The following is a 25,983-nucleotide window of genomic DNA, read 5'->3' as shown; positions in this document are numbered from 1 at the left end:
TCTACCCCGCCTCCGGCTGCAACCGGCCGGTGATCTGGCGCACCTTCCGCCCGGTTTTCTCACCCAGTACCAGCAGGGAGGGTGTCAGCAGCAAGGTCAGGATGGTGGCGAAACCCAGGCCTCCGGCAATGGCGCTGGAGAGCTGAGTCCACCACTGGGTGGACGGCGCACCAAGGCCCAGGGACGGGCTGAGCAGATCGACGTTAATGCCCAGCACCATGGGCATCAGGCCCAGAACCGTCGTGATCGCAGTCAGCAGGACCGGCCGTAAACGCAGGCAGCCCGTTTCCAGTGCCGATTCATAGGGTGACAACCCGTCCCGACGCATCTGGTTGTAAGTGTCGATCAGGATGATGTTGTTGTTCACCACGATGCCCGCCAGGGCAATGATCCCCATCCCCACCATCACGATGCCGAACGGTTGGCCATTGAGCAGCAACCCGATCAGGACACCGGCAGTAGACAGGACGATGGCCGAGAGGATCAGGAAGGTCTGGTACAGGGAATTGAACTGGGTCACCAGGATCAGCAGCATCAGGCCGATGGCGACCAGGAACGCCGTGGTCAGGAACGACGCCGCCTGCTGCTGGTCCTCGCTCTCCCCGGCGAACGCAACGGTGACGTTCTCCGGGGGTTCTGGCATCTGTTCCTGCAACACCCGTAGCATTTCATCCACCTGGCGGCCCGGCGCCAGGTCAGACTTGATGGTTACCGTTCGCTGACCGTCAACCCGTACGATGCTGCCGGTCTTGTTCCCGGGTTCGAGCGTGACGAATTGCGAGAGCGGCACCTGGCCCCGGGGGGTATTGATGGTCTGGCGCTGTAACTGATCCAGTTCCCTCCAGTTGTTGGGGACCCGCACGGCAATGTCCACCTCGTCCCGGACGTCCTCGGGGCGATAGGTCGCCAGCACCAGGCCGTTGGTAACCAGGCGCACGGCACTGCCGATACTGAGCACGTCGGTGCCAAAGCGCGCCGCCGCTTCCCGATCCACTTTCAGTTGCCATTCAATGCCCGGCAGGCTGCGGTCGTCCTCGATTTCCACGAACCCGTCCAGGGTACGCATGCGTTCCTCGACGGCATCCACAAAACCGTTGAGCTGGGCGGAATCACGACTGCTGACCTGGATCTCGATCGGCTTGCCCTCGGCCGGCCCGCCCTCCTGTTTGCGGAACTCCAGCTCGACGCCGGGGATATCGGCCGTCCGTTCCCGGAAATCCTCCAGAATCGCGCTGGCAGGCCGTCGGGTGAACCAGTCGGTGAACTGGAACTGCAACACCCCGATGACATCCGGCGCCATCCGGGTATTGTTACTGAGCATGGAGCGGGCGTAGAGCGCCTTCACCTCGGGCATCCCCTGAAGACGCTGCTCAACCTGCCGGACAATAGCGTCGCGCTCCCAGACCGAGAGATCGCCCCGGGCCCGAACCTGCACCTGGGCCGAATCCGGCTCCACACTGGGGAAGAATTCCACGCCGTGGTTGAAGCGGGCGTAGGCGGCGTAGATCACCACGATCACGGCCAGCACGCCCACCAGCGTAAGCCCTGGAAATTGCAGCAGACGGGACAACACCAGCCGGTACCCGGCCATCATACGGCCATCGGCATGGGACGCACGGGCCCGGCGCCCGCCACTGACGCTCCCGAGCACCGGCAGGAAGACCAGAGCCATGGCCAGGGACGCGCTCAGGCAGATGATCACGGTGATCGGCAGGAACTTCATGAACTCGCCCACCACGCCCGGCCAGAACAACAGCGGTACGAATACCGCCAGGGTGGTCGCGGTGGAGGCAATGATCGGCCAGGCCATGCGGCTTGCTGCCTCGGCCCAGGCGGAGCGCACGGTGCCACCTTCAGACAGGTTCCGGTCCGCCAGCTCGGACACCACGATTGCACCATCCACCAGCATCCCAGCCACCAGAATCAGGCTGAACAGCACCACGATATTCAGCGTCAACCCCATGCCCCAGATCACCAGGATTCCAGTCAGGAAGGCACCGGGAATGGTCAGCCCGACCAGAAGCGCCGAGCGCGGGCCCATGGCCGCAATCACCACGATGATCACCAGCACGATGGCCGTCAGCACGTTGTTGAGCAGGTCCGAGAGAATGTCCTGCACCTCGTCCGACTGATCCATGATGTAACGGATATCCAGGCTCTCAGGCAAACGCGGGCGGGCCTGCTCGATCAGTTCCCGGACCTGGTCCACGGTTTCGATGATGTTGGCCCCGGAACGTTTTGAAACCTCCAGCACCAGTGCCGGCTCCCCGTTGATCCGGGCAAAGCCGGTGGGGTCCTTGAAGGTGCGCTGAAGCATGGCGACATCGCCGAAGGTCACCACCGTGTCTCCGTCCACTTTCACCGGCATGGACATGACATCCTCGATGTTCTCGATCACGCCCGGAACTTTAAGGGCCATGCGTCCGTTACCGGTATCGAGGGAACCTGCCGCCACCAACTGGTTGTTCCGGGCGACCAGAGAGGCCAGCCGGTCAAAATCAATGCCGTAGCTCTCCAGCACCTGGGGATCCACCACAACTTCCAGCTGGTCTTCCCGGTCGCCACCGATCTCCACTTCCAGTACCTCGGGAATGGCTTCAATGGCGTCCTGCAGCCGGCGGGCAATGGTGATCAGCTCCCGTTCGGACAACGGCCCGGACAGGCCCACCGAGAGCACCGGGAACAGGGACACATTGATCTCGTTCACCCGCGGCTCGTCGGCTTCCTCGGGCAGTTTGGTCCGCGCGGTATCCACCTTCTCCCGGACATCCTGCAGTGCCATGTCCGGATCGAAGCCGGCATCGAACTCCAGCATCACCGAGGCATGGCCCTCGGAGGCGGTGCTGCGCATCTCCTTGATGCCTTCCAATGACCGCAGCTCCTGTTCCATCGGGCGCACCAGCAGGCGCTCGGCGTCTTCCGGACTGATGCCGTCCAGGGTCATGGAGACGTAAATGATCGGGATGGTGACATCCGGATTGGCTTCCTTGGGGATGGTGTTGAACGCCGCGATGCCGCCAAGTATCAGGAACAACAGGGTCAGCAGCGTCGTCCTGCTCCGGTCCATCGCTGCAAAGATCAGTGCCCGCATACCGATCAGCCCCTGTTACCCGAACGTTCCACCGGATTGACTTGCTCACCTTCACTGACAAAGCCGGCACCGCGGGTGATGAGACGGATCTCGTCAGGCAAACCGGTCACCCAGGCGCCCTCGGTGGAGACACTGAGCAATCGGACGGTTTCAAAGACCACCCGGTTATTCTCATCCACATATTTGACGCCCGGACGGCCGTCATCGCCAAGGCTGAGATGGGCCGGAGAAATGAAAAGGGCTTTCACTTCCGGCAGGGCAATCCGCAGGCTCGCGCTGCCACCGGCGACCCGCTTCAGATCCGGGTTCTCCACGGCGATCTCCACCGCGAAACTCCGGGTCTCGGGGTTGGCCGCGCTGGCCACAAAGGTCACCACGCCCTGGAGCTGGCCACCGTCCAGCAGATCAATCCGGACCGGCTGCCCGACGGCAATCTGGCTGACCGACTGCTGCGGAATCTGGCCGGTCGCTTTCAGACGGTCGATACGCACCAGCTCGAAAAGCGGTGATCCGACTTGCACCAGGGTACCGGGGTCCACGTGCCGGGCATTGATGATGCCCTTGAAGGGAGCCTCGGGAGTCAGGTACTCCACGGCCAGGCGGGCTGCAGTCAGTTCCGCACGGGCGGCGGCGAGTTCGCTTTCCAGACCCAGCAGCTGCGATTGCGAGGTAAAGTTTTCCGACCGCAGCTTGCGCGCCGCCACCAGATCCGCTTCGAGCTTTTCCACCCTCGACTGCCAACGTGTGACCATTGCCAGACGGCCATCGTCGGAGATCTGCGCCAGAACCTGCCCATCGCTCACGGTTTGCCCGAGATCGGCGGTCACCTTCTCGACAGTCCCCGCCACGCGGGCATTCAGACTGACGGAGAACCAGGGCTCAAGCTGCCCCTGGAGGCGGAGTCCGGGCTCGTGCAGGCGAGCCTGCAGTGTATCCACCTGGACACTTGTCAGCTCCGCCTCCGGATCCGGCTGCCGCTCGGGCGCCTGGTCCGATGAGACTTTGACTTCGCCGGTCATCATCCAGATAACAAGAAGAACCACCACCAGCAGGGATAACCCGAGGGACCCCCATCTTGCTTTCGTCATTGAATGCTCGCTGTGCCTGAAAACGGTGAACAGGTAAACGGAATGGGAAACCTTGTGCCAGCCTTACGAAAAAACCGGCAATTAACGGTTGCATCCGATCAAAAACGTGGGGTAGATTCTACACAGAATCCTTTTACGAATTCAGAGCAGACTGTCGATTTCATGAATCTCAACGCAGTGATTGTCCTTGTGAAGCTTGTCCTGGTGGTCGTGGTACCGTCCGGGGGCTTCTGCGTGGACAAGCGGGTGAGATAGCGACAAACCTGACAAGACACCAGAAACCCCCGGCACCGAAAGGTCCCGGGGGTTTCTTTTTTGCGGCAAAGAAAAAAAGGGAAAAACGACCATGAACGGCGCACAGCACATTCTTGAAGCGTTCCACCGCCACAACGTCAGCACGGTTTTCGGGTATCCGGGCGGCTGCATCATGCCGCTATACGACGCGCTGGTGGACGATGTGGGTGTGGAACACGTGCTGTGTCGCCATGAACAGGCCTGCGCCCTGGCCGCCGACGGCTACGCCCGGGCCAGCGGCAAGCTGGGCGTCTGCATTGCCACCTCGGGGCCCGGTGCCACCAACCTGATCACCGGCGTTGCCAACGCCCACCGGGATTCCATTCCGATGCTGGTGATCACCGGCCAGGTACCCTCCGGTCTGATCGGCACCGACGCCTTCCAGGAAACCGACGTTCTGGGCATGACCCTGGGCATCGTCAAGCACAGTTACCTGGTTGACGACGCGGACACCCTGCCCGCGATCATGGAAGAGGCGATCGAACTGGCCCAGAGTGGCCGGCCGGGGCCGGTGTGGATTGATATTCCCAAGGACCTGTTGCTGACCGAAGTGGCCGACGCGCCCTTCTCTCAGCCCGAGTCCTGTGAAGCAGCCTGCCCGGACCTGACTGAAGCCGTGGCCATGCTGCACTCCGCACGCAAGCCGCTGCTCTACAGCGGCGGCGGCATCAGCCTGGCCCACGCCGAGGACAGCTTCCGTGCTTTTGCCGAAACATCGGCCCTGCCGGCGGTTGTGACCCTCAAGGGCATCGGCAACCCGGGCAAACACAATCCCTACAACCTGGGCATGCTGGGCATGCACGGCTCCCGGGCTGCCAACCGGGCCGTCGATGAGTGCGACCTGCTGCTGGTCATCGGCGCCCGCCTGGACGACCGGGCCACCGGCAAACTGGACGGCTTCGCCCCGAACGCAAAGATGATCCACATCGATGCCGATGCTGCCGAAATCAACAAGCTGCGTCCGGCCGACCTGGCCGTCCGCGGGGACCTGAATGCCATCCTGGGAGAGTTGACCAGCGCCCTGGAGAGCAAACCGCTGGCCATCAGTGACTGGCAGAAGCAATGCCGCACCTGGCACACCACCGGTGGCTTCCACGCCGCCGACAACGAAGAGCCCCTGGCCCCGATCACCGGCCCGGCCTTCATCCGCCAGCTCTCACGCATCGCCCCGGACGACACCGTCATTGCCTGTGACGTTGGCCAGCATCAGATGTGGGTGGCACAGCACTATGAGTTCGATCACCCGCGCCACCACCTCACCAGCGGTGGGTTGGGCACCATGGGCTTCGGCCTGCCCGCGGCCATCGGCGCCCAGTTCGCGGACCGCAACAGCACGGTGATCAACGTCACCGGCGACGGCTCGTTCATGATGAACGCCCAGGAACTGGCCACCATCCGCCGCTACAACCTGCCGCTGAAACTGATCATCATGGATAACCAGTGCCTGGGCATGGTCCGCCAGCAACAGGAGCTGTTCTACGACAACCGGGAAAGCCAGATAAACCTGGACGACAACCCCGACTTCGTCGCCATGGCCCGCGCCTTCGACATCCCGGCCCTGCACATCGAACGCACCGACCAGATCCGCCGCGGCATCGAGACTATCCTGGCCTACAACGGCCCGATGCTGCTGCACGTGGCTATCAGCCGTGAAGACAACGTCTGGCCCATCGTTAAACCCGGCGCCAGCAACACCGACATGATCGACGAAACCCGACGTCCGTCCAAAGCCAGCAAGGAGCAAGTTGCATGAACCCGCAAAGCCAGCCTTCAACACCCAGCTATACCATTAACTGCCGGATGACCCAGGAGGCCGCGGCCCTGGAGCGGCTCTGCCAGGTGGTCCGCATCCGCGGGTTCCGGATTGCCACCATGGCCGTGGAGACTGCCGGCGAGCACCTCGACATTGCCCTCACACTGGAGGGCACACGGCCCATTGCCATGTTGCAGTCACAGCTGGAGAAGCTTCATACGGTTGCCGAGGTTGCCCTCGCTTCGGGATCTTTGGCACGGTCTCGTTCGGCCTGAGTTGGGAGTGGCGTTCGCTCTAGCCTGAGGTTTGGCGGGCAGGTACGGGGGTGGGGGTATCTTTTCTTCGGGGAAAACAACTCGCTGCGCTCAGACATCTTTTCCCTGTCAGAAAAGATACCCCCACCCCCTACCGACGGGCAGAAACGATATTTCCGGAGTGGAAGGAAAACGAAACGTCTTTAAGCCGGTGAACCCGTGTTGCACGTCGGCGCGGGGTGGTAGGTGGATTTTTCGCCGGAAAAAGGTGTCTGAGCGAAGCGAGTTCTTTTTCCAAGAAAAACTCCACCTGCCACCCCGCAAGCCCGCCCCCAAACCACCAGTCTGGGAGCGGAACCAGGTTCACTGAAAACTACCCGCCGATCACCAGGCCTTATACGGTAGGAACTTCCCGTTCATGGTGACCACAACTCGGTCACCCTTGGGGTTCTCCTCCTTCTCGATATCCATGGTGAAATCGATGGCGCTCATGATGCCGTCGCCGAACTTCTCGTGGATGAGTTCCTTCATGGTGTCTCCGTAGACACCGACAATTTCATACAGACGGTAGATCAGCGGATCCTGCGGGATGGCGCTGTCCCAGGCCTTCTTTGGACACACCTGCAGGGCTTCCGCTACCGGCTTGTCGAGGCCGAGGGTTTCACACAGCGCGAAGGCCTTGTCTTCGGTGAGGCTGTTCATACCCAGGGCGGCCGAGGTGGTGAACACCGGGGACATGCCGATGGCCTCGGCGATGGCTTCCCAGGTCATGCCCTTGGAGACTTTGGCTTCCAGGATTTTGGCGGTCATCAGTTCTTTGTTCATCATGTCGATTTCCTCTTTTGGCTCTTGATTTCAGGCATTCACCGCGCGAGCGGCAGTTTCGGATTCGGTTTCAGATTCAGCAGACGCTGGTGTGGACTGGGTAACGCCTTTGGCGAGCTCGACGACTTTCGGGCTACCGTCTTTTTCCGGCAGCGCCGACCCGCTTCGGTTGACCAGGAAGTCCACCAGGTAGTCCCGGGTCTTGTGGTAGGCCGGGTTCTGGAAGATGGTGGCCCGGGCCCGCGGGTGGTGGATGTCCACTTTCACGCTTTCGGCGATGCGGGCATTGGGGCCGTTGGACATCAGAAAGATCCGGTCGGAGAGCAGGATGGCTTCGTCCACATCGTGGGTGATCATGAACACGGTCTGGCGGGTTTCTTCCCAGATCTTGACCAGTTCGTCCTGAATCACGCCCCGGGTCAGCGCATCCAGCGCCCCGAAGGGTTCGTCCAGCAGCAGGAGTTCCGGTTGGGTGGCGAAGGCCCGGGCGATACTGACCCGCTGGCGCATGCCGCCGGAAAGCTGGGACGGTTTGCGGTTGAGGGCGTGGTCCAGGCCTACCATTTTCAGGTAGCGTTCGCTGTGCACCTTCACCTTTTCCTTGGACCACTTGGGCCAACGGGCCTGAACAGCAAACACGATGTTGTTCAGGGCTGTTTTCCAGGGCAGCAGGCTGTAGTTCTGGAACACCACACCGCGCTCCAGGCCCGGCCCTTTCACTTCCTTGCCGTTCATCACCACGTTGCCGGCGCTGGCCTCGTCCAGGCCTGCCAGTACGTTCAGGATGGTGGATTTACCGCAACCGGAGTGGCCGATGATGCAGACGAACTCGCCTTTCTCCAGGGCAAAGCGGATATCCTCGAAGACGGTCAGCTCACCGCCCTGGCCGTCCGGGTACACCTTGGACAGACCATCTACTTCCAGGAATGATTTACTCATAACAGGTCTCCATTCGGAGGATTGAGGCCGGCACCGGTTTGCCCGGTGCCGGACTGCTCATTCTTTGTATTCCACCAGTTTCTGGGCCTTGCCCAGGGCCAGGTCCAGCAGCATGCCCACCACCCCGATCATCAGGATGGAGAAGATCACACTGGCCAGGTCCAGATTGTTCCACTCGTTCCACACGTAGTAGCCGATGCCGGTGCCGCCCACGAGCATTTCCGCCGCCACGATGACCAGCCAGGCAATGCCAATGGAGATGCGCATACCAGTCAGGATGGTGGGTGCGGCAGCCGGAAGGATCACCGTCAGCGCTGTCTTGATCGGGCTCAGTTCGTGGGTCCGGGCCACGTTCACCCAGTCCTGCCGGACGTTGGCCACACCAAAGGCGGTATTCAGCAACATCGGCCAGATCGAGCAGATGAAGATCACAAAAATGGCCGAGGCGTCGGAATCCTGGATAATGAACAGGGCCAGCGGCATCCAGGCCAGGGGCGAGATGGGCCGCAGCACCTGGATGTACGGGTTCAGGGCCTTGTACATCAGCGGCGACATGCCGATCAGGAAGCCCACTGGCAACGCGATAGCCATGGCCGCCAGGTACCCCGTCAGTACCCGGTACACCGAGTAGGCCAGCTGGATGCCGATGCCCTTGTCGTTGGCGCCTGCGTCATAGAACGGGTTGGACAACTCCGCCCAGGCCAGCTTGATAACTTCCGAGGGCGGCGGCACCCGTGATTCCTGGTCCGCACCGCCCATCAGGCGTTCGTACTCGGTCATGGCAGCGTCTGCTTCTGGCGGCTGGGTTGCCATTTCCCAGAGCCCCAGCGCCAGAATCAGGAACGACACCGACAGCAGCGCTGCCCGAACGTTCAGGGAAGCCATGATTACACCCTCCCGATCGCGAAGCTGCGGGCGTATTCTTCGGGGCTGTCCGGGTCGAAGGTCTTGCCCATGATGGTGTGGGTCTTGTAGGTCTTGTCCGGCGCGCTATAGCCCATTTCTTCCATGAGCTTGCCGGTCTCTCCCGCCAGGTAGACCTGCTCGGCGATGCCCTTGTAGTCCACATCACCCTCGATATAACCCCAGCGCTTCATCTGGGTGAGGATCCAGACACCCATGGAGTGCCAGGGGAACGGGTCGAAGTCGATACGATCCGGTACGTTCTTCACCTCGCCCAGGCCATCGGCGTAATAGCCGGTGAGCACCTGCTGGATCACGGGCACCGGCTGGTTCAGGTAGTTCTTGGGCGCGATGGCTTCGGAGATTTCCTTCCGGTTATCCGGATTGTTGGAGTACTGGGTGGCGTCGATGATGGCGCGCAGCAGCGCACCGTAGGTGTTCGGGTTCTCGGTGGCGAACTGCTGGCTGCAGGCGAAGGCACAACACGGATGCCCTTCCCAGATGTCCTTGGTCAGCATGTGAATGAAGCCAACCTTCTCCCAGACGGCCCGCTGGTTGAACGGGTCCGGAGACAGGTAGCCATCCAGGTTACCGGCGCGCAGGTTGGCCACCATCTCGGGTGGCGGAACCACACGGATCTGCACATCCTTGTCCGGGTCGATGCCGTTTTCGGCCAGGTAGTAGCGCAACAGGAAGTTGTGCATGGAATACTCGAACGGCACGCCGAATTTGAAACCTTTCCACTCCTTCGGGTCTCGCTTGTCCTTGTGATCCACGTGCAGAACGATGGCCTGGCCGTTGATGTTCTCAACCGCCGGCATGATGAACGGTTCAGGGATCGAGCCGGCGCCCATGGTCATCGCCAGGGGCATCGGTGTGAGCATGTGGGAAGCGTCGTACTCGCCCGCCAGGGATTTATCCCGGGCCACCGCCCAGCCCGCGGTTTTGGTGACGGTCACATCCAGGCCGTAGCGCTCATAGAACCCCATGGGATGCGCCATGATGATCGGCGTGGCGCAGGTGATGGGCACAAAGCCGACATTCAGTTTGGTTTTCTCAAGCTTGCCCAGGGATTCCTTCACGGCGGCCTTGGCCTTCTCCATGTGGAACACGCTGCCCAGCAGCGCGGCCGCGGTGCCTGCCCCCATCATCTTCATGAAGCTCCGGCGGCTGTGGTCGTTGTGACCGAACACGGAACGGACGACGGCGCTTTCGATAGCACGATCCATCATGGCCTCGGAATCCATGGCGCTTTCAGAGACCGCTGCATCCTGGCTTGGTGATTGCTGAAGGTTCAGGGACACCGACGGCGTTTCCTGTCCGGGTTTACATTCCGGACAACCGCAGGTTTTGGCGTGGATCAGTGACTGGTCACCGTCAAACGGATTGCCAAGGCTCTTCGTGGTCATGGGGCACTCTCCCTACTCTCGGATGGTTTTTGCACACATACGGTGCGACAAGGTTGCGGCTCGGGACCGTCAGCAAGACTCATGCGGCTCGGGCTACGCGTTCTGGGAGAGCTATCGCAGGGTTCGTGCCAACTACAGATGTTTTTATATTTCTTTGTTTTTATTGATTTTTTACAAAGATCTGACGAACAGCCGCAGCTACGATCTTTCGTAATTCACGATTTTTCGTGTCGGGAACACCGAATTTTCGTAGTTGGCACGGGGTTTGTTCTGTCCTATTGGGAACAGCACAGGACACCCCCATGAACACCGAGACCACCATTGCCCCTATTGCCCCTATCAGCACGACCAGTTGGATTGACCATCTGCCAGAGGCGGCACTACTTGTGGATGCCGCGCGGGATTTGATCCTCGCCGCGAATAGCGCCATGGGCCGGATGATCGGCACCGACCGACAATCCCTGACAGACACCCCCTGCACCCACCTGTTCGCGGACCAGCGACCACAACTCATTACCTTCACCGAGGAAACCCTGTTCCGCAGCCATGGCTGGAGCCGGGATTTCGTGATCAGGCACCGGGACGGCCACACCGTAGAGCTGGAAATATCCTCCTCCCGGGTTGGCGAGGCCGAATCGCAGAACGTGCTGCTATTGCTTCGGGACCGGCGCCATCTGCGCACACTGCGCGAGCGGCACGACGCCAACCACTACCATCGTGGCGGCCTGCTGGAATGGCGGCGGGTAGAGGAACTGTTCAAGGACATGGAGCGGGAAAACCAGCTGATCCTGCACGCCGTGGGGGAAGGCATTTACGGGGTGGATGCCGAGGGCCGCACCACCTTCGCCAATCCGGCAGCGGAAAGGATGCTCGGCTGGCGTATTGACGAACTTATGGGCCGGGTCATTCACCGGGTGGTGCACCACTCCCACGAGGACGGCAGTCTCTATCCCCTGAAAGAGTGCCCCATTTACGCCGCCTTCCGGGACGCCAGCGTGAAACGGGTGGGCGAAGACTGGTTCTGGCGCAAGGACGGCACCGGGTTTCCTGTCGAGTACACCAGCACGCCCATCCTGGATAATGGCCACCCAGTGGGTGCTGTGGTGGTGTTCCGGGATATTTCCCCCCGCCTGCAGGCACAAAAGGAGTTGCAGCAGGCCCTGGAGGAAGTGGAGAGCCTCAAGCACCGACTGGAAATGGAAAACGCCTACCTGCAGGAGGAACTCAGCGCCGAATACCACTTCCACGAAATCTTTGGCCAGAGCAACGCCATCAAGGCCATTGTGCGCCGTATCGGCATGGTCGCCCCCACCGATGCCAACGTGCTGATCACCGGCGAATCCGGCACCGGCAAGGAGCTGATCGCCCGCGCCATACACCAGTCCAGCACCCGCCGGGACCGGCCCCTGATCCGGGTGAACTGCGCTGCGATTCCCAAGGATCTGTTCGAAAGTGAATTCTTCGGCCACATCAAGGGCGCGTTTACCGGCGCCGTCAGTGACCGCGTAGGCCGGTTTGAACTGGCCGACGGTGGCACTCTGTTTCTGGATGAGGTGGGTGAAATCCCCCCGGAACTGCAAGGCAAGTTATTGCGGGTGCTGCAGGATCAACAATTCGAGCGCGTGGGCGAAAATCGCACCCGGGCAGTGGATGTGCGGGTGATCGCGGCCACCAACCGGGACCTGAAATCGGAGGTTCAGCAGAAAACCTTCCGGGAGGACCTCTATTTTCGTCTGAATGTCTTCCCGATTGAATCCGTGCCGCTGCGCCGGCGCCTGGAAGACATCCCGATTCTCGCCCAGGAATTCCTGAATCGGGCCTGTCAGAAATTCAACCGGCCAACACTGGCACTGAGAGAGCGGGACGTCGAAACCCTGAAAGCCTACCACTGGCCGGGTAACGTTCGGGAACTGGAAAACGTGATCGAACGCCAGGTGATCACGGCGGACGGCCGACTGGATCTGGACCTGCAGGGGCCGGATTCCACGGCCAGATCCACGTCGGAACACATACCGCCGGCGAGGCATTTCAACGGTGAGCTGATGACGGAACAGGAACTCAGAGAGCTGGAGAAACAGAACCTCAGACAGGCCCTGAAAATCAGTGGCGGCCGGGTATTCGGCGACGATGGCGCCGCGGCACTGCTGGGCGTCAAACCGACCACCCTGTCCTCACGTCTGAAAAAACTGAAAATCGAACCACGACAGTTTCAGAGCAGGGATGAGTAGCTTGAATTAGCCCAAGGTATCTCGGCACGGGGTGACAGGTGGATTTTTCGCCGGAAAAAGGTGTCTGAGCGAAGCGAGTTCTTTTTCCAGGACAAACTCCACCTGCCACCCCGCAAGCCCGCCCCCCAAACCGGCAGGCTACGAGAAACAGTAAACCAAATCAGATCAGTTCGATGGCCACAGCCGTAGCTTCACCACCGCCGATGCAGAGCGAAGCCACGCCACGCTTGAGCCCACGCTGTTTCAGCGCATTGATCAGGGTGACGATGATCCGTGAGCCGGACGAACCGATCGGGTGACCGAGGGCGCAGGCGCCACCATGGACGTTCACTTTCTCCGCCGGAAGCTTCAGCTCGTTGATCGCCGCCAGGGTGACCACGGCAAAGGCTTCATTGATTTCAAACAGGTCGACATCGTCCAGTGTCCACCCCGCTTTCTTGAGCACCTTCTCGATGGAGCCTATCGGCGCGATGGTGAACTCGGCCGGCAGGCGTGCGTTGGTGGCGTGGGCCACGATCCGGGCCTGGGGAGTCAGACCGCGAGCGTCGGCTTCAGCCGCGGAAGCCAGTACCAGGGCGGAAGCACCGTCACTGATGGAGCTGGAATTGGCGGCGGTCACGGAACCGTCTTTGGCGAACGCCGGCTTCAGCTGCGGGATCTTTTCCGGCTTGGCGTTGCCCGGCTGCTCGTCGGTATCCACTTCGGTGTCACCGCCTCGGCCGGAAACAGGCACCGGAACAATCTCGTCCTTGAACCAGCCATTTTCGATGGCGGCGAGGGATTTTTGCAGGGAGCCGATGGCAAATTCGTCCATGGCCTGACGGCTGATGTCGAATTTGTCGGCGGTACGCTGGGCGAACACACCCATCAGGCCGCCTTCATAGGCGTCTTCCAACCCGTCCAGGAACATGCTGTCCATCACCTGGCCGTGACCCATCCGCATGCCGGCGCGGGCCTTGGGCAACAGGTACGGCGCCTGACTCATGTTTTCCATGCCGCCGGCAATCATGATGTTATTGGTGCCGGCCTTGATCTGGTCGTGGGCCATGATGACCGCCTGCATGCCGGAGCCACACATCTTGTTGATGGTGGTGCAGCCGGAGCTGTCAGGAATGCCGGAGGCACGGGACGCCTGACGTGCCGGTGCCTGGCCGAGGCCGGCTGGCAGTACGCAGCCCATGATGACTTCCTGGATGTCCGCCGGCTGGAGACCGGAGCGTTCGATGGCTGCCTTGATGGAGATGGCACCCAGATCCGGGGAGCGGACGGAACTCAGGGAGCCCATCATGCCGCCCATCGGGGTTCTTGCTGATCCTGCGATTACTACGTCATTGCTGTTCATCTGGTAATCCTCCTGAATTGGGGGCAGGGCCCGATCAAGGGGATGCCTTGCCGAGACTCGCTGTGAATACGTCCCTGTACGCTCGACCAAAACATCCATGTTTTGGACGGTCCCGGCAAGGCATCCCCCTGCTCGGACCCCGGAATTTCGAGTTGCCTTCAACTAATCCGGGTTAAACACCTGGATGTCAGGCTTTGCCCAGTACAGAGCGGGCAATAATTTCTTTCATCACTTCGGAAGTGCCGCCGTATATGCGCTGCACCCGGGCATCGATGAAGTTCCGGGAAATCGGGTACTCCGTGGTGTAGCCATAGCCGCCGAACAGCTGCAGACAGCCATCGGCCACCCGGCACTGCATCTCAGTGGCGCTGTACTTGGCCATGGAGGCGGTGGGGGCGTCGAGTTTGCCCTCTTCATATTCCCGGATGCACTGGTCCACGAACGCCTTGTTCACTCGGTAATCGGTTTCCATGCGCGCGATTTCGAAACGGGTATTTTGCAGTTGGGCCAGCTTCTGGCCGAACAGTTCCCGCTCCTGGGTGTAGGTGATGGTCATATCCAGGGAGCCACGGGCGGCGGCAACGCCGAGGGCACCGATAACCAGGCGTTCCCGTGGCAGCTCGCGCATCAGGTAAACGAAGCCCTGCCCTTCTTCGCCGAGTAACGCGGAGGCCGGGATGCGCATGTCCGAGAAGAACAGTTCGGAGGTGTCACCGGAGTGCTGGCCAATCTTGTCCAGGTTTCGGCCCTTGCTGTAGCCCGGCAGGGAGGTGTCCACCAGGAACAGGCTGATGCCCCTGGCACCGGCACTCGGGTCGGTTTTGGCGGCGACGATGACCATATCGGCATGCTGACCATTGGTGATAAAAGTCTTGGAGCCGTTGAGGATGTAATCATCCCCGTCCCGGACCGCGCTGGTGCGGATGGCCTGTAGGTCACTGCCGGCGCCCGGCTCGGTCATGGCGATGGCGCCGACGGCTTCGCCGGAGACCATTTTCGGCAGCCACTGCTGTTTCTGTTCCTCGTTACCGATGTGGCTGAGGTATGGCGCAACGATGTCGGAATGCACCATGACGTTGGTGGAAAGCGCACCGAAGCCCATGCGGGCCAGCTCTTCACCGACGACAACCGAGTACTGGAAAGGCGCGCCGCAGCCACCGCACTCCTCGGGCACATCCACGCACAACATCCCGGCATTGCCGAGCGTGTTCCAGAGTTCCCGGGGGACGATGCCGGACTTTTCCCATGCTTCGTAATGGGGCGCCACTTCAGTTTCCAGGGCCTTGATAACAGAGTCCCGGAACAGCGCCAGTTCTTCTTGATCGACAGGATTGGTCATGTCGCTCACCTGTGGTTATCAGATCGCTTTTGGCAGATCACGTGGGTATTGAGGATCCGCTTGTGGCGGATCCTGTTCGTCAAATCACTTGGGTGCCATGCGCAGCGCGCAGTCGAGGCGGATCACCTCGCCATTGAGAATCGGGTTGCGCACCATTTGGTCCACCATCATGCCAAATTCCTCCGGCTTGCCAAGGCGCTTCGGGAACGGCAGGGTGGCGGCCAGGCTGTCCTGAACTTCCTGGGGCATACCGGCCATCATGGGGGTCATAAAGATACCCGGCGCGATGGTGTTCACCCGGATGCCTTCCCGGGCCAGCTCACGGGCGGCCTGCAGGGTAAGGGCAACCACACCGCCTTTGGAGGCGCTGTAGGCGGATTGCCCGATCTGGCCTTCAAACGCCGCCACGGAAGCGGTGTTGATGATCACACCCCGCTCGCCATCGGCATTGGGCTCACGCTGGGCCATGTCCGCTGCGGCCAGTCTCAGGATATTGAAGGTACCAATCAGATTGACCTGGATAACCTTGCTGAACTTCTCCAGAGGCATCACGCCATCGCGACCCAGAATCTTCGAGGCCGGGGCAATACCGGCGCAGTTGACGGCGATGCCGCAGGGGCCGTGTGCATCCCGGGCCGCGCCAAGAGCAGCCTCGGCGCTTTCAGGGGAGGTCACGTCGCACTCAACGAAGATGCCACCGAGCTCGGCTGCCACCTTCTCACCCTGCTCCTTATTCACATCCAGGATCGCCACCTTGCAGCCTGCAGCCGCCAGTGCGCGGGCCGACGCCTCACCAAGACCGGAGGCTCCACCTGTTACAATGGCCGGTACATTATTGAAATCCATCGTTCACTCCTCTTTTTGTAATCCGCTTGTGTGAAATCGGACCAGAAAACCACTTTACGTTTACGTAAACTTTATCTAACCTTAGTCGAAAAAGGAAATCGTCATGGTCGAAAAAAGAACCTTCAGCATCAGCGAGCTCTCCCAGGAGTTCGATGTCACAACGCGAAGCATCCGCTTCTATGAGGATCAGGGCCTGCTCAAACCCAGGCGCCGCGGGCAGACACGCATTTTCAGCACCAAGGACCGGGTGCGCCTGAAGTTGATTCTCCGCGGTAAGCGCATGGGCTTCACCCTTGCAGAAACCAAGGAACTTTTCGACCTCTGGGACGAGACCCTGACCGGCAATGAAAAACAGCTGCTGAAAATGCTGGAGATCCTGGAAGCCCGTAAGGCCATGCTGGAACAGCAGAAGAACGACATAGCCCAGGCGGAAATGGAAATAGACACCGCCGAGGCCAGGTGCCGAGAAGCCCTGGCCGACCTGGAGCAGAAGAAAAAAGAACAGGGACTGGTTTCAAAAGAGACAGAAGAAGCCGTTGCCCAGAAGTGACGGAAACCAAACACGAAGCGTTCCTAACAAGAAGGTAGCCAACGATGAAATCACAATACTCAGAGCTGAATTTCGGCCTCGGTGAAACCCTCGACATGCTGCGTGAGCAAGTCAACGGCTTTGCTGCCTCCGAAATCGCCCCGCGCGCCGAAGAAATCGACCGCAACAACGAATTCCCCATGGACCTGTGGCGGAAAATGGGCGACATGGGCCTGCTGGGTATCACCGTGAGCGAAGAATACGGCGGCTCCGACATGGGCTACCTGGCCCACGTCATCGCCATGGAAGAAATCAGCCGTGCCTCCGCCTCTGTTGGCCTCTCCTACGGTGCCCATTCCAACCTGTGTGTTAACCAGATTCACCGCAACGGCACCGAAGAACAGAAACAGAAGTACCTGCCCAAACTGGTCAGCGGCGAACACGTCGGCGCCCTCGCCATGTCCGAGCCCAACGCCGGCTCCGACGTCGTCTCCATGAAACTCCACGCCCGAGACGAAGGCGACCACTACGTCCTCAACGGCAACAAGATGTGGATCACCAACGGCCCGGACGCCAACACCTACGTCATCTACGCCAAGACCGACCCGAAAGGCGGCTCCAAGGGCATCACCGCCTTCATCGTCGAGCGCGACTACCCGGGCTTCAGCCGCCACCAGAAACTCGACAAACTCGGCATGCGCGGCTCCAACACCTGTGAGCTGGTGTTCGAAGACTGCAAGGTTCCCAAGGAAAACATTCTGGGTGGTGAAGGCAACGGCGCCAAAGTCCTCATGAGCGGCCTCGACTACGAACGCCTCGTCCTCTCCGGCGGCCCGCTGGGCATCATGCAGGCGGCCATGGACGTGGTGGTCCCCTACATCCGCGAGCGCAAACAGTTCGGCCAGGCCATCGGCGAATTCGAACTGGTCCAGGGCAAAGTCGCGGACATGTACACCTTCATGAATACCTCCAAGTCCTACGTCTACATGGTGGCCCAATCCGCCGACCGCGGCGAGACCACCCGCAAGGACGCCGCCGGTGCCATCCTCTACTCCGCCGAAATGGCCACCAAACTGGCCCTGGACGCCATCCAGCTGCTCGGCGGCAACGGCTACATCAATGAATACCCGACAGGCCGCCTGCTGCGGGACGCCAAGCTGTATGAAATCGGTGCCGGTACGTCCGAAATCCGCCGGATGCTGATCGGTCGCGAGCTGTTCCTTAATAAGTAACAAACGCCCGATCCGATCGACTCACGGACTATAACTCCCACGGTAAGCCGAGGGGGTGGCGGGTGGTCCTCCCGGGAATGTTGAAGGCCAGGGATGGCCTGAAACAAGCGCACATGGACGTGCTCGTAGCGGTTCCCGGGAGGACCGCCCGCCACCCCCGGATGCCCCGATAAAGAAGGCTGGGAAAATGACCATTCTCCAAAGCAAAATAAACCCAAGATCTGAAGAGTTTCAGGTCAACAAAGAGTCCATGGCAGCAGCCGTAGCGGACCTGCGGGAAAAAGTCACCAAGATCCAGCAAGGCGGTGGCCCCGACTACCAGAAACGCCACACCGACCGCGGCAAACTCCTGCCCAGGGAACGCATCAACCGCCTGCTCGACGACGGCTCCCCGTTCCTCGAGGTCGGCCAGTTCGCCGCCTACAACGTCTACGACGAAGAAGTCCCCGCTGCAGGCGTCGTCGCCGGCGTCGGCCGCGTCTCCGGCACCGAATGCATGATCATCGCCAACGATGCCACGGTCAAAGGCGGCAGCTACTACCCGCTCACCGTAAAAAAACACCTGCGGGCCCAGGAAATCGCCCTGGAAAACCGCCTGCCCTGCATCTACCTGGTCGACTCCGGCGGCGCCAACCTGCCGAGACAGGACGAAGTCTTCCCGGACCGTGACCATTTCGGCCGCATCTTCTACAACCAGGCTCGCATGTCTGCCGACGACATCCCCCAGATCGCCGTGGTCATGGGCCTGTGTACTGCCGGTGGCGCCTACGTGCCCGCTATGGCCGACGAATCCATCATCGTCCGCAACCAGGGCACCATCTTCCTGGCCGGCCCGCCGCTGGTAAAAGCCGCGACCGGTGAAGTGGTGAGCGCCGAGGACCTTGGTGGTGCTGACGTGCACTGCAAGATCTCCGGCGTGGCCGACCACTACGCCGAGAACGACGCCCACGCCCTGGAAATCGCCCGCCGCTGCGTTTCCAACCTGAACCGCCGCAAGCCGGTTCCGGTTGAAGTCCAGAAGCCTCGTGCACCACTGTACGACGCCGAGGAAATCTACGGCATCGTCGGCACCGACCTGCGCAAGCAGTTCGACGTACGCGACGTCATTGCCCGCATCGTCGACGGCTCCGAATTCGACGAATTCAAACGCTACTACGGCCAGACTCTGGTCACCGGTTTTGCCCACATCCACGGCTACCCGGTGGGCATCGTCGCCAACAACGGCATCCTGTTCAGCGAGTCTGCCCAGAAAGGCGCGCACTTCATCGAACTTTGCTGCCAGCGCAACATCCCGCTGCTGTTCCTGCAGAACATCACCGGCTTCATGGTGGGCCAGAAGTACGAGTCTGAGGGCATCGCCAAACACGGCGCCAAGATGGTCATGGCCGTGGCCTGTGCCGAAGTGCCCAAGATCACCGTGCTGATCGGTGGCAGTTACGGCGCCGGCAACTACGGCATGTGTGGCCGCGCCTACAGCCCCGACTTCCTGTGGATGTGGCCGAACGCCCGCATCTCCGTCATGGGCGGCGAACAGGCCGCCGGCGTTATGGCCCAGGTTCGCCGCGAAGGCCTCGAGCGCAAGGGCCAGAGTTGGAGTGCGGAAGATGAGGCGGCATTCAAGAAGCCCATCGCCGACAAATACGAGCACCAGGGCCACCCCTATTACGCCAGTGCCCGCCTCTGGGACGACGGCGTGATCGACCCGGCCCAGACCCGGGAAGTGGTTGCCCTGAGCCTTTCCGCCACGCTGAACCGGCCCGCGAAGCCCACGCGCTTCGGCGTGTTCCGCATGTAACCGAGGAGAAAGATCATGTCAGAACAGGAATCTGCGGTTCTGCTGAGACGCCGCGAAGGCGGTGTCACCGAGGTTGTGCTGAACCGCCCGGACAAGCGCAACGCTTTTGACGACGTCATCATCCAGCAGCTTATCCATACGCTGACCGACGTAAATGCCGACAGCCAGACCAAAGTGGTGATCCTGCGCTCCGAAGGCAAACACTTCTCTGCCGGCGCGGACCTGGGCTGGATGCGCCGCATGGCCGAGAACACCCACCAGGAAAACCTGGACGATTCCCGGGAACTGGCGCGGTTGATGAGTGTACTCAACCACCTGTCCAAGCCGGTGATCGGCCTGGTGCAGGGCGCGGCCTTTGGCGGCGCCGTGGGACTTGCCGCCTGCTGCGACATCGTCATTGCCACCGAGAAATCCAGCTTCTGCCTGAGCGAAGTGAAGCTCGGCCTGATTCCGGCAGTCATCAGCCCCTACGTGGTGCGCGCCATTGGCGAGCGCCAGGCCCGCCGGTACTTCATCTCCGCCGAGGTCTTTACCGCAAAACAGGCTCAGGAGTATGGCCTGGTGCACATCGTGTGCGACGACGTGGAGGCCATGGAGCAGCGCTGCAACGAAATGCTTCAGCAGCTGGCCATCAACGGCCCTGAGGCCATGAAAGCCGCCAAGGACCTGGTGTTTGCCGTCAGCCACAAGCCGATCGATGAAACCGTGATCGACGATACCGCACATCGCATCGCAGACATCCGCGTGGGCGTGGAAGGCCAGGAAGGACTGAGCGCTTTCCTGAACAAACGCAAGGCCAACTGGGTTCCGGAGGAATAACAACAATGTTCAGCAAGATTCTGATAGCCAACCGGGGCGAAATCGCCTGCCGGATCATCCAGACCGCCCACCGCATGGGGATCCGCTGTGTCGCGGTCTACTCCGACGCGGACGCCAGCGCCCGGCATGTGGCCATGGCCGACGAAGCGTTTCATATCGGCCCGGCGCCCAGCTCCGAGAGCTACCTGCGAGCCGAGAAGATCATCGAGATTGCCAAACAGAGCGGCGCCCAGGCCATCCACCCGGGCTATGGCTTCCTGTCCGAGAACACCGGGTTCGCCGAGGCCTGTGAAGCCAACGGCATTGTCTTTATCGGGCCGCCCTCTTCCGCCATCGCGGCCATGGGCTCCAAGTCCGCCGCCAAGGCCATCATGGAAAAAGCCGGCGTGCCTCTGGTACCCGGTTACCATGGCAAGGACCAGTCTCCGGACCTGCTCCGCGCCGAAGCCGAAAAGTGCGGTTTCCCGCTGCTGCTGAAAGCCGTCGCCGGCGGTGGCGGCAAGGGTATGCGGGTGGTCGAGAACATGTCCGAGTTCGATGATGCCCTGGCTGCCGCCCAGCGTGAGGCCAGGAACGCCTTCGGCAACCCGGACATGCTCATCGAGCGTTACCTGACCCAGCCACGGCACGTGGAAATCCAGGTCTTCTGTGACCAGGACGGCAACGGCATCTACCTGGCCGAGCGGGACTGCTCGGTCCAGCGCCGCCACCAGAAAGTCCTGGAAGAAGCACCGGCCCCGGGCCTGACCGAGGAAACCCGCAAGGCCATGGGCGAAGCCGCTGTGCGCGCCGCCCAGGCCATCAACTACGTGGGCGCCGGCACCGTAGAGTTCCTGTACGACGTGGACGGTTCCTTCTTCTTCATGGAGATGAACACCCGTCTGCAGGTAGAACACCCGGTTACCGAAATGGTTACCGGCCAGGACCTGGTGGAATGGCAGCTCAAGGTCGCCTGGGGCGAGCCCCTGCCACTGCACCAGGATCAAGTCAAAACCCGCGGCCATGCCCTGGAAGCCCGGATCTACGCCGAGGACCCGGACCAGGACTTCCTGCCGGCCACCGGGACACTGCGCTACCTGAGCACCCCGGACGAATCCGCCCACGTGCGAGTCGACACCGGTGTCACCGAAGGCGATGAGATCAGCATCCACTACGACCCGATGATCGCCAAGCTGATCGTCTGGGACGAAACCCGGGACCAGGCCATCAACCGCATGGTCCAGGCGCTGGAGCATTACCGTATTGCCGGGGTGAAGACCAACATCCGGTTCCTGCACGCCCTGGCCGACGCCCAGCCATTCCGGGAAGCGGACCTGACCACCAACTTCATCAGTGCCCACGAGGAACTGCTGTTCCCCAAATCCCGGCTCGACACCCACAAGGCCCTGGTGCTGGCCGCCGGCTTCGTGCTGGAGCAGCGCAAATCCTCCGAGCCAGTGACCGCGGACCCCTGGTCGCCGTTCAGCCGCAAGAACAGCTGGCGCATGAACTCGGAATACGCCCAGCCGCTGAAACTGCAGGTGGGCGAGGAGATCCACGAGCTCAAGATCCTCGAGCGGGACGACCGCTACCAGGTCTTCGTGGGCGACAGCGTGTACTACCTGAACGCCAAACTGGACGACGACTACCTGCAGGCGGTGGTAAACGGCCACCGGATCAGTGTTCACGGGAACCTGCACGATAACCAGCTGGTCCTGTTCTACGAAGGCGACACCTTCAAGTGCACCGTTTACCGTGAGACCTACGGTTTCGAAGAAATGGCCGGTGAAGGCAGCCTGGCCGCTCCCATGAACGGCGCAATCGTTGCGGTTCAGGCCAAGGTGGGCGACAAGGTCAGCGCCGGCCAGACCCTGGTCATCATGGAAGCCATGAAAATGGAGCACGCCATCAAGGCCCCGGCCGACGGCGTGGTGAGCGAGATTTTCTTCGCCGAAGGCGACCAGGTGTCCGAAGGTGCCGAACTCATTGCCATCGAAACCGAGGAGGCTGAGTGATGGCGTTTCCGAAACAGGTTCGACTGGTGGAGATGAGCCCCCGGGACGGTCTGCAGAACGAACCCGGCCCGGTCATCGCCACCGACATCAAGACCGGCCTGATCGACCGGCTTGCCGACAGCGGCCTGAGCCACATCGAGGCGGCCAGTTTTGTGTCGCCCAAGTGGGTGCCGCAAATGGGCGATGCCGCCGAGGTCATGGCCGGCATCAACCGCAAAGCCGGCGTCCGCTACTCCGCCCTCACCCCCAACCTGAAGGGGTTTGAAGGCGCGTTGGCCGCGAAGGTCGACGAGGTCGCCGTTTTTGGTGCCGCCTCCGAATCCTTCACCAAAAAGAACATCAACTGCACCATCGCCGAGAGCCTCGAGCGGTTTGCACCGGTGGTCGAGGAAGCCCGCAAGCACAACATCCCCGTACGCGGTTACGTCTCGACCGTTCTGGGCTGCCCCTACGAGGGCGACATTGCCCCGGAACAGGTCGCCACAGTCGCCAAAGCCCTCTACGACATGGGCTGCTACGAGATTTCCCTGGGCGATACCATTGGCGTAGGTACGCCGCTGAAAGCAAAGCGTATGCTGGAAGCAGTGGCCGCACACGTTCCCATGGAACGCCTGGCCGCCCATTTCCACGACACCTACGGCCAGGCCCTGGCCAACCTGTATGCGGTGCTGGAAGAAGGCGTGAGCGTGATCGACGCCTCCGTTGCCGGCCTGGGCGGCTGCCCCTATGCCAGGGGCGCCTCCGGGAACGTGGCAACGGAAGACGTGCTATATCTTCTCAACGGTCTTGGCATCGAAACCGGTGTCGATCTGGACAAACTGGTCGCCACCGGTGACTGGATTTGCCAGCAATTGAATCGCCATAACGGCTCGAAAGTCGGCCAGGCGCTTGGAGGAACCTGCAAATGAATAAGAATAAAAACGTGGTAGCCCTGGATCTCCCCATCCCGGAGATCAGCGACATGCCGGAAGACACCCAGAAGTACTTCCAGATCTGCCAGGAAAAGCTCGGCATGATCCCGAACGTACTGACCGCCTACAGCCAGAACCTCAAGCAGCTGGAAGGCTTCACCCGCCTCTACAACGAGCTCATGCTCGGCGAAGGCGAACTCTCCAAGCTCGAGCGGGAAATGGTGGCCGTGGTGGTCTCCTCCGAGAACAAGTGCTTCTACTGCCTGGTAGCCCACGGCGCCGCCGTGCGGGTACTGAGCGGCGATCCCCAGCTGGGTGAGCACATGGTGATGAACTACCGCAGCGCCAAACTCGACAAGCGCCAGCGGGCGATGCTGGATTTCGCATCCCACCTCACCCGCTCACCGGCCACCGTCACCGAAGACGACATCCAGGCCCTGCGGGACGCTGGTCTCAGCGACCGGGGCATCTGGGATCTGAGCAACCTGGTCGGCTTCTACAACATGTCCAACCGCGTGGCCATTGCCAGCGATATGCAACCAAACCCCGAGTATCACAGCCAGAGTCGCTAGCAAGTACGCAGACTTGCTTGCCCTCGAATACAACAACAATTGGAGGCAGAGATATGAGCAAGACTCTACCAAGCTACACCAGCGGAACCGCAGAAGTGCCCCTGCTGGGCATGACCATCGGTGAAATGCTGGACCGTACCGCAGAGAAATATCCGGATACGGAAGCCCTGGTGTGCCTGCACCAGGACATCCGGTGGACCTACAAAGAGTTCGTGGAGAAGGTCGATGAGGCCGCCCGTGCCTTCATGGCCATCGGCGTCAAGCGTGGCGACCGGGTGGGCATCTGGTCCCCGAACCGATACGAGTGGACCGTGACCCAGTTCGCCACCGCGAAAGTGGGCGCCATCCTGGTGAACATCAACCCCGCCTATGGCGTGCATGAGCTGCAATACGCCCTCAACCTGGCCGGTATCACTGTGCTGGTGACGGCGGACAGCTTCAAGGCATCCAATTACCGGGAAATGATCTACGAGCTGGCGCCGGAACTGAAGCGCAGCGCCCCCGGTAAACTCAAGGCCGACCACGTACCGGACCTGCGTGCCGTGATCAACGTGCATGAAGACAAACACGACGGCATGTGGACCTGGAAGGAATTCCTGGGCTTTGCCGGCGAGGTGTCCGAGCAGGAGCTGTACGAGCGTCAGGACCAGCTCCAGTTTGATGACCCCATCAACATCCAGTTCACCTCCGGCACCACCGGCAACCCGAAGGGCGCCACCCTCACCCACCACAACATCCTGAACAACGGCTACTTTGTGGCGGAGAGCCAGCGCTTTACCGCAAAGGATCGCCTGGTGATTCCGGTGCCCCTGTACCACTGCTTCGGCATGGTTATGGGCAACCTGGGCTGTATCACCCACGGCTCCACCATGATCTATCCGGGTGAAGGCTTTGAGCCCAAGTCAGTCCTGCAGGCCGTGCACCAGGAGAAAGCCACTGCCCTGTATGGCGTGCCCACCATGTTCATCGCCGAACTGGCCGAGCCCGAGTTCGAGACCTACGACCTCTCCACCCTCCGCACCGGCATCATGGCCGGCTCCATTTGCCCGGCAGAGGTGATGAAGAAGGTCAACGGCAAAATGAACATGAAAGAGGTCCAGATTGCCTACGGCATGACCGAGACCAGCCCGGTTTCCACCCAGACCAGCTCCCTCGACCCGTTCGAGAAGCAGGTCACCACTGTGGGCCGCACCCAGCCACACCTGGAGACCAAGATCGTTGATCCGGGCACCGGTAACGTGGTCCCCCGCGGTGAGATCGGTGAGCTGTGTACCCGTGGCTACAGCGTGATGCTGAAGTACTGGAACAACGAGGAAAAAACCCGCGAAGCCATCGACGACGCCGGCTGGATGCATACCGGCGACCTGGCCACCATGGACGAGGACGGCTACATCCAGATCGTTGGCCGGATCAAGGACATGGTCATCCGGGGCGGTGAGAACATCTACCCGAAAGAGATCGAGGAGTTCCTCTACACCCATCCGTCCATCGAGGAAGTACAGGTCACCGGCATCCCCGACGAGAAATACGGCGAGGAACTGATTGCCTGGGTCAAGCTGCGCCCGGATGCGGACCCTGTAGACGCAGACGACCTGCAGGCCTACTGCAAGGGCAAGATTGCCCACTTCAAGATCCCGAAGAACTACAAGTTCGTGGACGAATTCCCGATGACCGTGACCGGGAAGATCCAGAAGTTCAAGATGCGGGAGATCTCGATCGAGGAGATGGGGCTGAAGTAGTAAGTCAGTCTTCTACTCCCCGGAAAGCAACAGCCCCCGGCATTCAGCCGGGGGCTGTCTTCTTTTTACTGAACTGAAAAA

General features: G+C 61.1%; 20 protein-coding genes. 11 read left to right on the top strand and 9 right to left on the bottom strand.

The genetic code is table 11. The features are described from left to right. Position 1: 1 nt before the first annotated feature. Together DET50_RS02040 and DET50_RS02035 are read right to left on the bottom strand one after the other, a co-directional pair. A complete protein-coding gene (locus tag DET50_RS02040; RefSeq protein ID WP_113861210.1) occupies positions 2 to 3,091 on the bottom strand; it encodes an efflux RND transporter permease subunit in 3,090 nt (1,029 codons plus the stop codon). A gap of 5 nt (positions 3,092 to 3,096) precedes the next feature. Then, positions 3,097 to 4,179: an efflux RND transporter periplasmic adaptor subunit gene (locus DET50_RS02035; protein WP_113861209.1), complete on the bottom strand. Its 1,083-nt coding sequence runs from the start codon at positions 4,177 to 4,179 to the stop codon at positions 3,097 to 3,099. Positions 4,180 to 4,525: 346 nt separating this feature from the next. On the opposite strand from DET50_RS02035, the gene ilvG reads away from it, so the two are divergent. Then, positions 4,526 to 6,226 carry an acetolactate synthase 2 catalytic subunit gene (gene ilvG, locus DET50_RS02025; RefSeq protein WP_113861207.1) on the top strand — a complete coding sequence of 567 codons (1,701 nt, stop codon included), beginning with the start codon at positions 4,526 to 4,528 and terminating at the stop codon, positions 6,224 to 6,226. After that, positions 6,223 to 6,501 carry an ACT domain-containing protein gene (locus DET50_RS02020; protein ID WP_113861206.1) on the top strand — a complete coding sequence of 93 codons (279 nt, stop codon included), beginning with the start codon at positions 6,223 to 6,225 and terminating at the stop codon, positions 6,499 to 6,501. Before ilvG ends, DET50_RS02020 begins: the two co-directional genes overlap by 4 nt. A gap of 363 nt (positions 6,502 to 6,864) precedes the next feature. Here DET50_RS02020 and cynS read toward each other — a convergent pair whose 3' ends face one another. From cynS to DET50_RS02000, 4 genes are read right to left on the bottom strand one after another with little or no spacing between them, the layout of a single operon-like run. Then, positions 6,865 to 7,308 carry a cyanase gene (gene cynS, locus DET50_RS02015; RefSeq protein WP_113861205.1) on the bottom strand — a complete coding sequence of 148 codons (444 nt, stop codon included), beginning with the start codon at positions 7,306 to 7,308 and terminating at the stop codon, positions 6,865 to 6,867. A gap of 27 nt (positions 7,309 to 7,335) precedes the next feature. After that, entirely contained in the window at positions 7,336 to 8,244 is a 909-nt protein-coding gene (locus tag DET50_RS02010; RefSeq protein WP_113861204.1) for an ABC transporter ATP-binding protein, read from the bottom strand. Positions 8,245 to 8,301: 57 nt separating this feature from the next. Next, positions 8,302 to 9,129 carry a nitrate ABC transporter permease gene (gene ntrB, locus DET50_RS02005; protein WP_113861203.1) on the bottom strand — a complete coding sequence of 276 codons (828 nt, stop codon included), beginning with the start codon at positions 9,127 to 9,129 and terminating at the stop codon, positions 8,302 to 8,304. A 2-nt stretch (positions 9,130 to 9,131) separates the two neighbouring features. Further along, positions 9,132 to 10,556 carry an ABC transporter substrate-binding protein gene (locus DET50_RS02000; RefSeq protein ID WP_113861202.1) on the bottom strand — a complete coding sequence of 475 codons (1,425 nt, stop codon included), beginning with the start codon at positions 10,554 to 10,556 and terminating at the stop codon, positions 9,132 to 9,134. Positions 10,557 to 10,858: 302 nt separating this feature from the next. Here DET50_RS02000 and DET50_RS01995 point away from each other — a divergent pair, with 302 nt between their 5' ends. Beyond that, the gene (locus tag DET50_RS01995; RefSeq protein WP_113861201.1) at positions 10,859 to 12,784 is read left to right on the top strand and encodes a sigma 54-interacting transcriptional regulator; all 1,926 of its coding nucleotides are present in this window, start codon (positions 10,859 to 10,861) and stop codon (positions 12,782 to 12,784) included. A 160-nt stretch (positions 12,785 to 12,944) separates the two neighbouring features. On the opposite strand, the gene DET50_RS01990 is transcribed toward DET50_RS01995, so the two are convergent. The 3 genes from DET50_RS01990 to DET50_RS01980 all read right to left on the bottom strand — a co-directional run bounded on the left by DET50_RS01990 (position 12,945) and on the right by DET50_RS01980 (position 16,311). After that, complete coding sequence (locus DET50_RS01990; RefSeq protein ID WP_113861200.1) at positions 12,945 to 14,126, bottom strand: thiolase family protein; 1,182 nt, start codon at positions 14,124 to 14,126, stop codon at positions 12,945 to 12,947. Between the two features lie 187 nt (positions 14,127 to 14,313). Next, positions 14,314 to 15,465, bottom strand: coding sequence for an acyl-CoA dehydrogenase family protein (locus DET50_RS01985; RefSeq protein WP_113861199.1), 1,152 nt, complete (start codon positions 15,463 to 15,465; stop codon positions 14,314 to 14,316). Between the two features lie 84 nt (positions 15,466 to 15,549). Next, a complete protein-coding gene (locus tag DET50_RS01980; RefSeq protein ID WP_113861198.1) occupies positions 15,550 to 16,311 on the bottom strand; it encodes a 3-hydroxyacyl-CoA dehydrogenase in 762 nt (253 codons plus the stop codon). A 103-nt stretch (positions 16,312 to 16,414) separates the two neighbouring features. On the opposite strand from DET50_RS01980, the gene DET50_RS01975 reads away from it, so the two are divergent. The 8 genes from DET50_RS01975 to DET50_RS01940 all read left to right on the top strand — a co-directional run bounded on the left by DET50_RS01975 (position 16,415) and on the right by DET50_RS01940 (position 25,902). Next, complete coding sequence (locus DET50_RS01975) at positions 16,415 to 16,861, top strand: MerR family transcriptional regulator (RefSeq protein ID WP_113861197.1); 447 nt, start codon at positions 16,415 to 16,417, stop codon at positions 16,859 to 16,861. A gap of 44 nt (positions 16,862 to 16,905) precedes the next feature. Then, a complete protein-coding gene (locus DET50_RS01970) occupies positions 16,906 to 18,072 on the top strand; it encodes an isovaleryl-CoA dehydrogenase (RefSeq protein WP_113861196.1) in 1,167 nt (388 codons plus the stop codon). Between the two features lie 187 nt (positions 18,073 to 18,259). Beyond that, positions 18,260 to 19,867, top strand: a complete 1,608-nt coding sequence (locus DET50_RS01965; protein ID WP_113861195.1) for a carboxyl transferase domain-containing protein — start codon at positions 18,260 to 18,262, stop codon at positions 19,865 to 19,867. Positions 19,868 to 19,882: 15 nt separating this feature from the next. Beyond that, complete coding sequence (locus DET50_RS01960) at positions 19,883 to 20,686, top strand: enoyl-CoA hydratase-related protein (RefSeq protein WP_113861194.1); 804 nt, start codon at positions 19,883 to 19,885, stop codon at positions 20,684 to 20,686. A 5-nt stretch (positions 20,687 to 20,691) separates the two neighbouring features. Next, positions 20,692 to 22,680 (top strand): acetyl/propionyl/methylcrotonyl-CoA carboxylase subunit alpha, encoded by a 1,989-nt coding sequence (locus tag DET50_RS01955; protein ID WP_113861193.1) that lies wholly within the window; start codon positions 20,692 to 20,694, stop codon positions 22,678 to 22,680. Then, entirely contained in the window at positions 22,680 to 23,588 is a 909-nt protein-coding gene (locus DET50_RS01950; protein WP_113861192.1) for a hydroxymethylglutaryl-CoA lyase, read from the top strand. The genes DET50_RS01955 and DET50_RS01950 overlap by 1 nt, the downstream gene beginning before the upstream one ends. Next, entirely contained in the window at positions 23,585 to 24,163 is a 579-nt protein-coding gene (locus tag DET50_RS01945) for a peroxidase-related enzyme (protein ID WP_113861191.1), read from the top strand. Before DET50_RS01950 ends, DET50_RS01945 begins: the two co-directional genes overlap by 4 nt. 53 nt (positions 24,164 to 24,216) lie before the next feature. Beyond that, positions 24,217 to 25,902 carry an AMP-binding protein gene (locus tag DET50_RS01940; protein ID WP_113861190.1) on the top strand — a complete coding sequence of 562 codons (1,686 nt, stop codon included), beginning with the start codon at positions 24,217 to 24,219 and terminating at the stop codon, positions 25,900 to 25,902. Positions 25,903 to 25,983 lie beyond the last annotated feature (81 nt).

It is taken from the genome of Marinobacter pelagius (assembly GCF_003315345.1).
GTDB lineage: Bacteria > Pseudomonadota > Gammaproteobacteria > Pseudomonadales > Oleiphilaceae > Marinobacter > Marinobacter pelagius_A.
The sequence above is the reverse complement of the archived record's forward strand: the minus strand, read 5'-3'. Positions and strand labels throughout refer to the sequence as shown.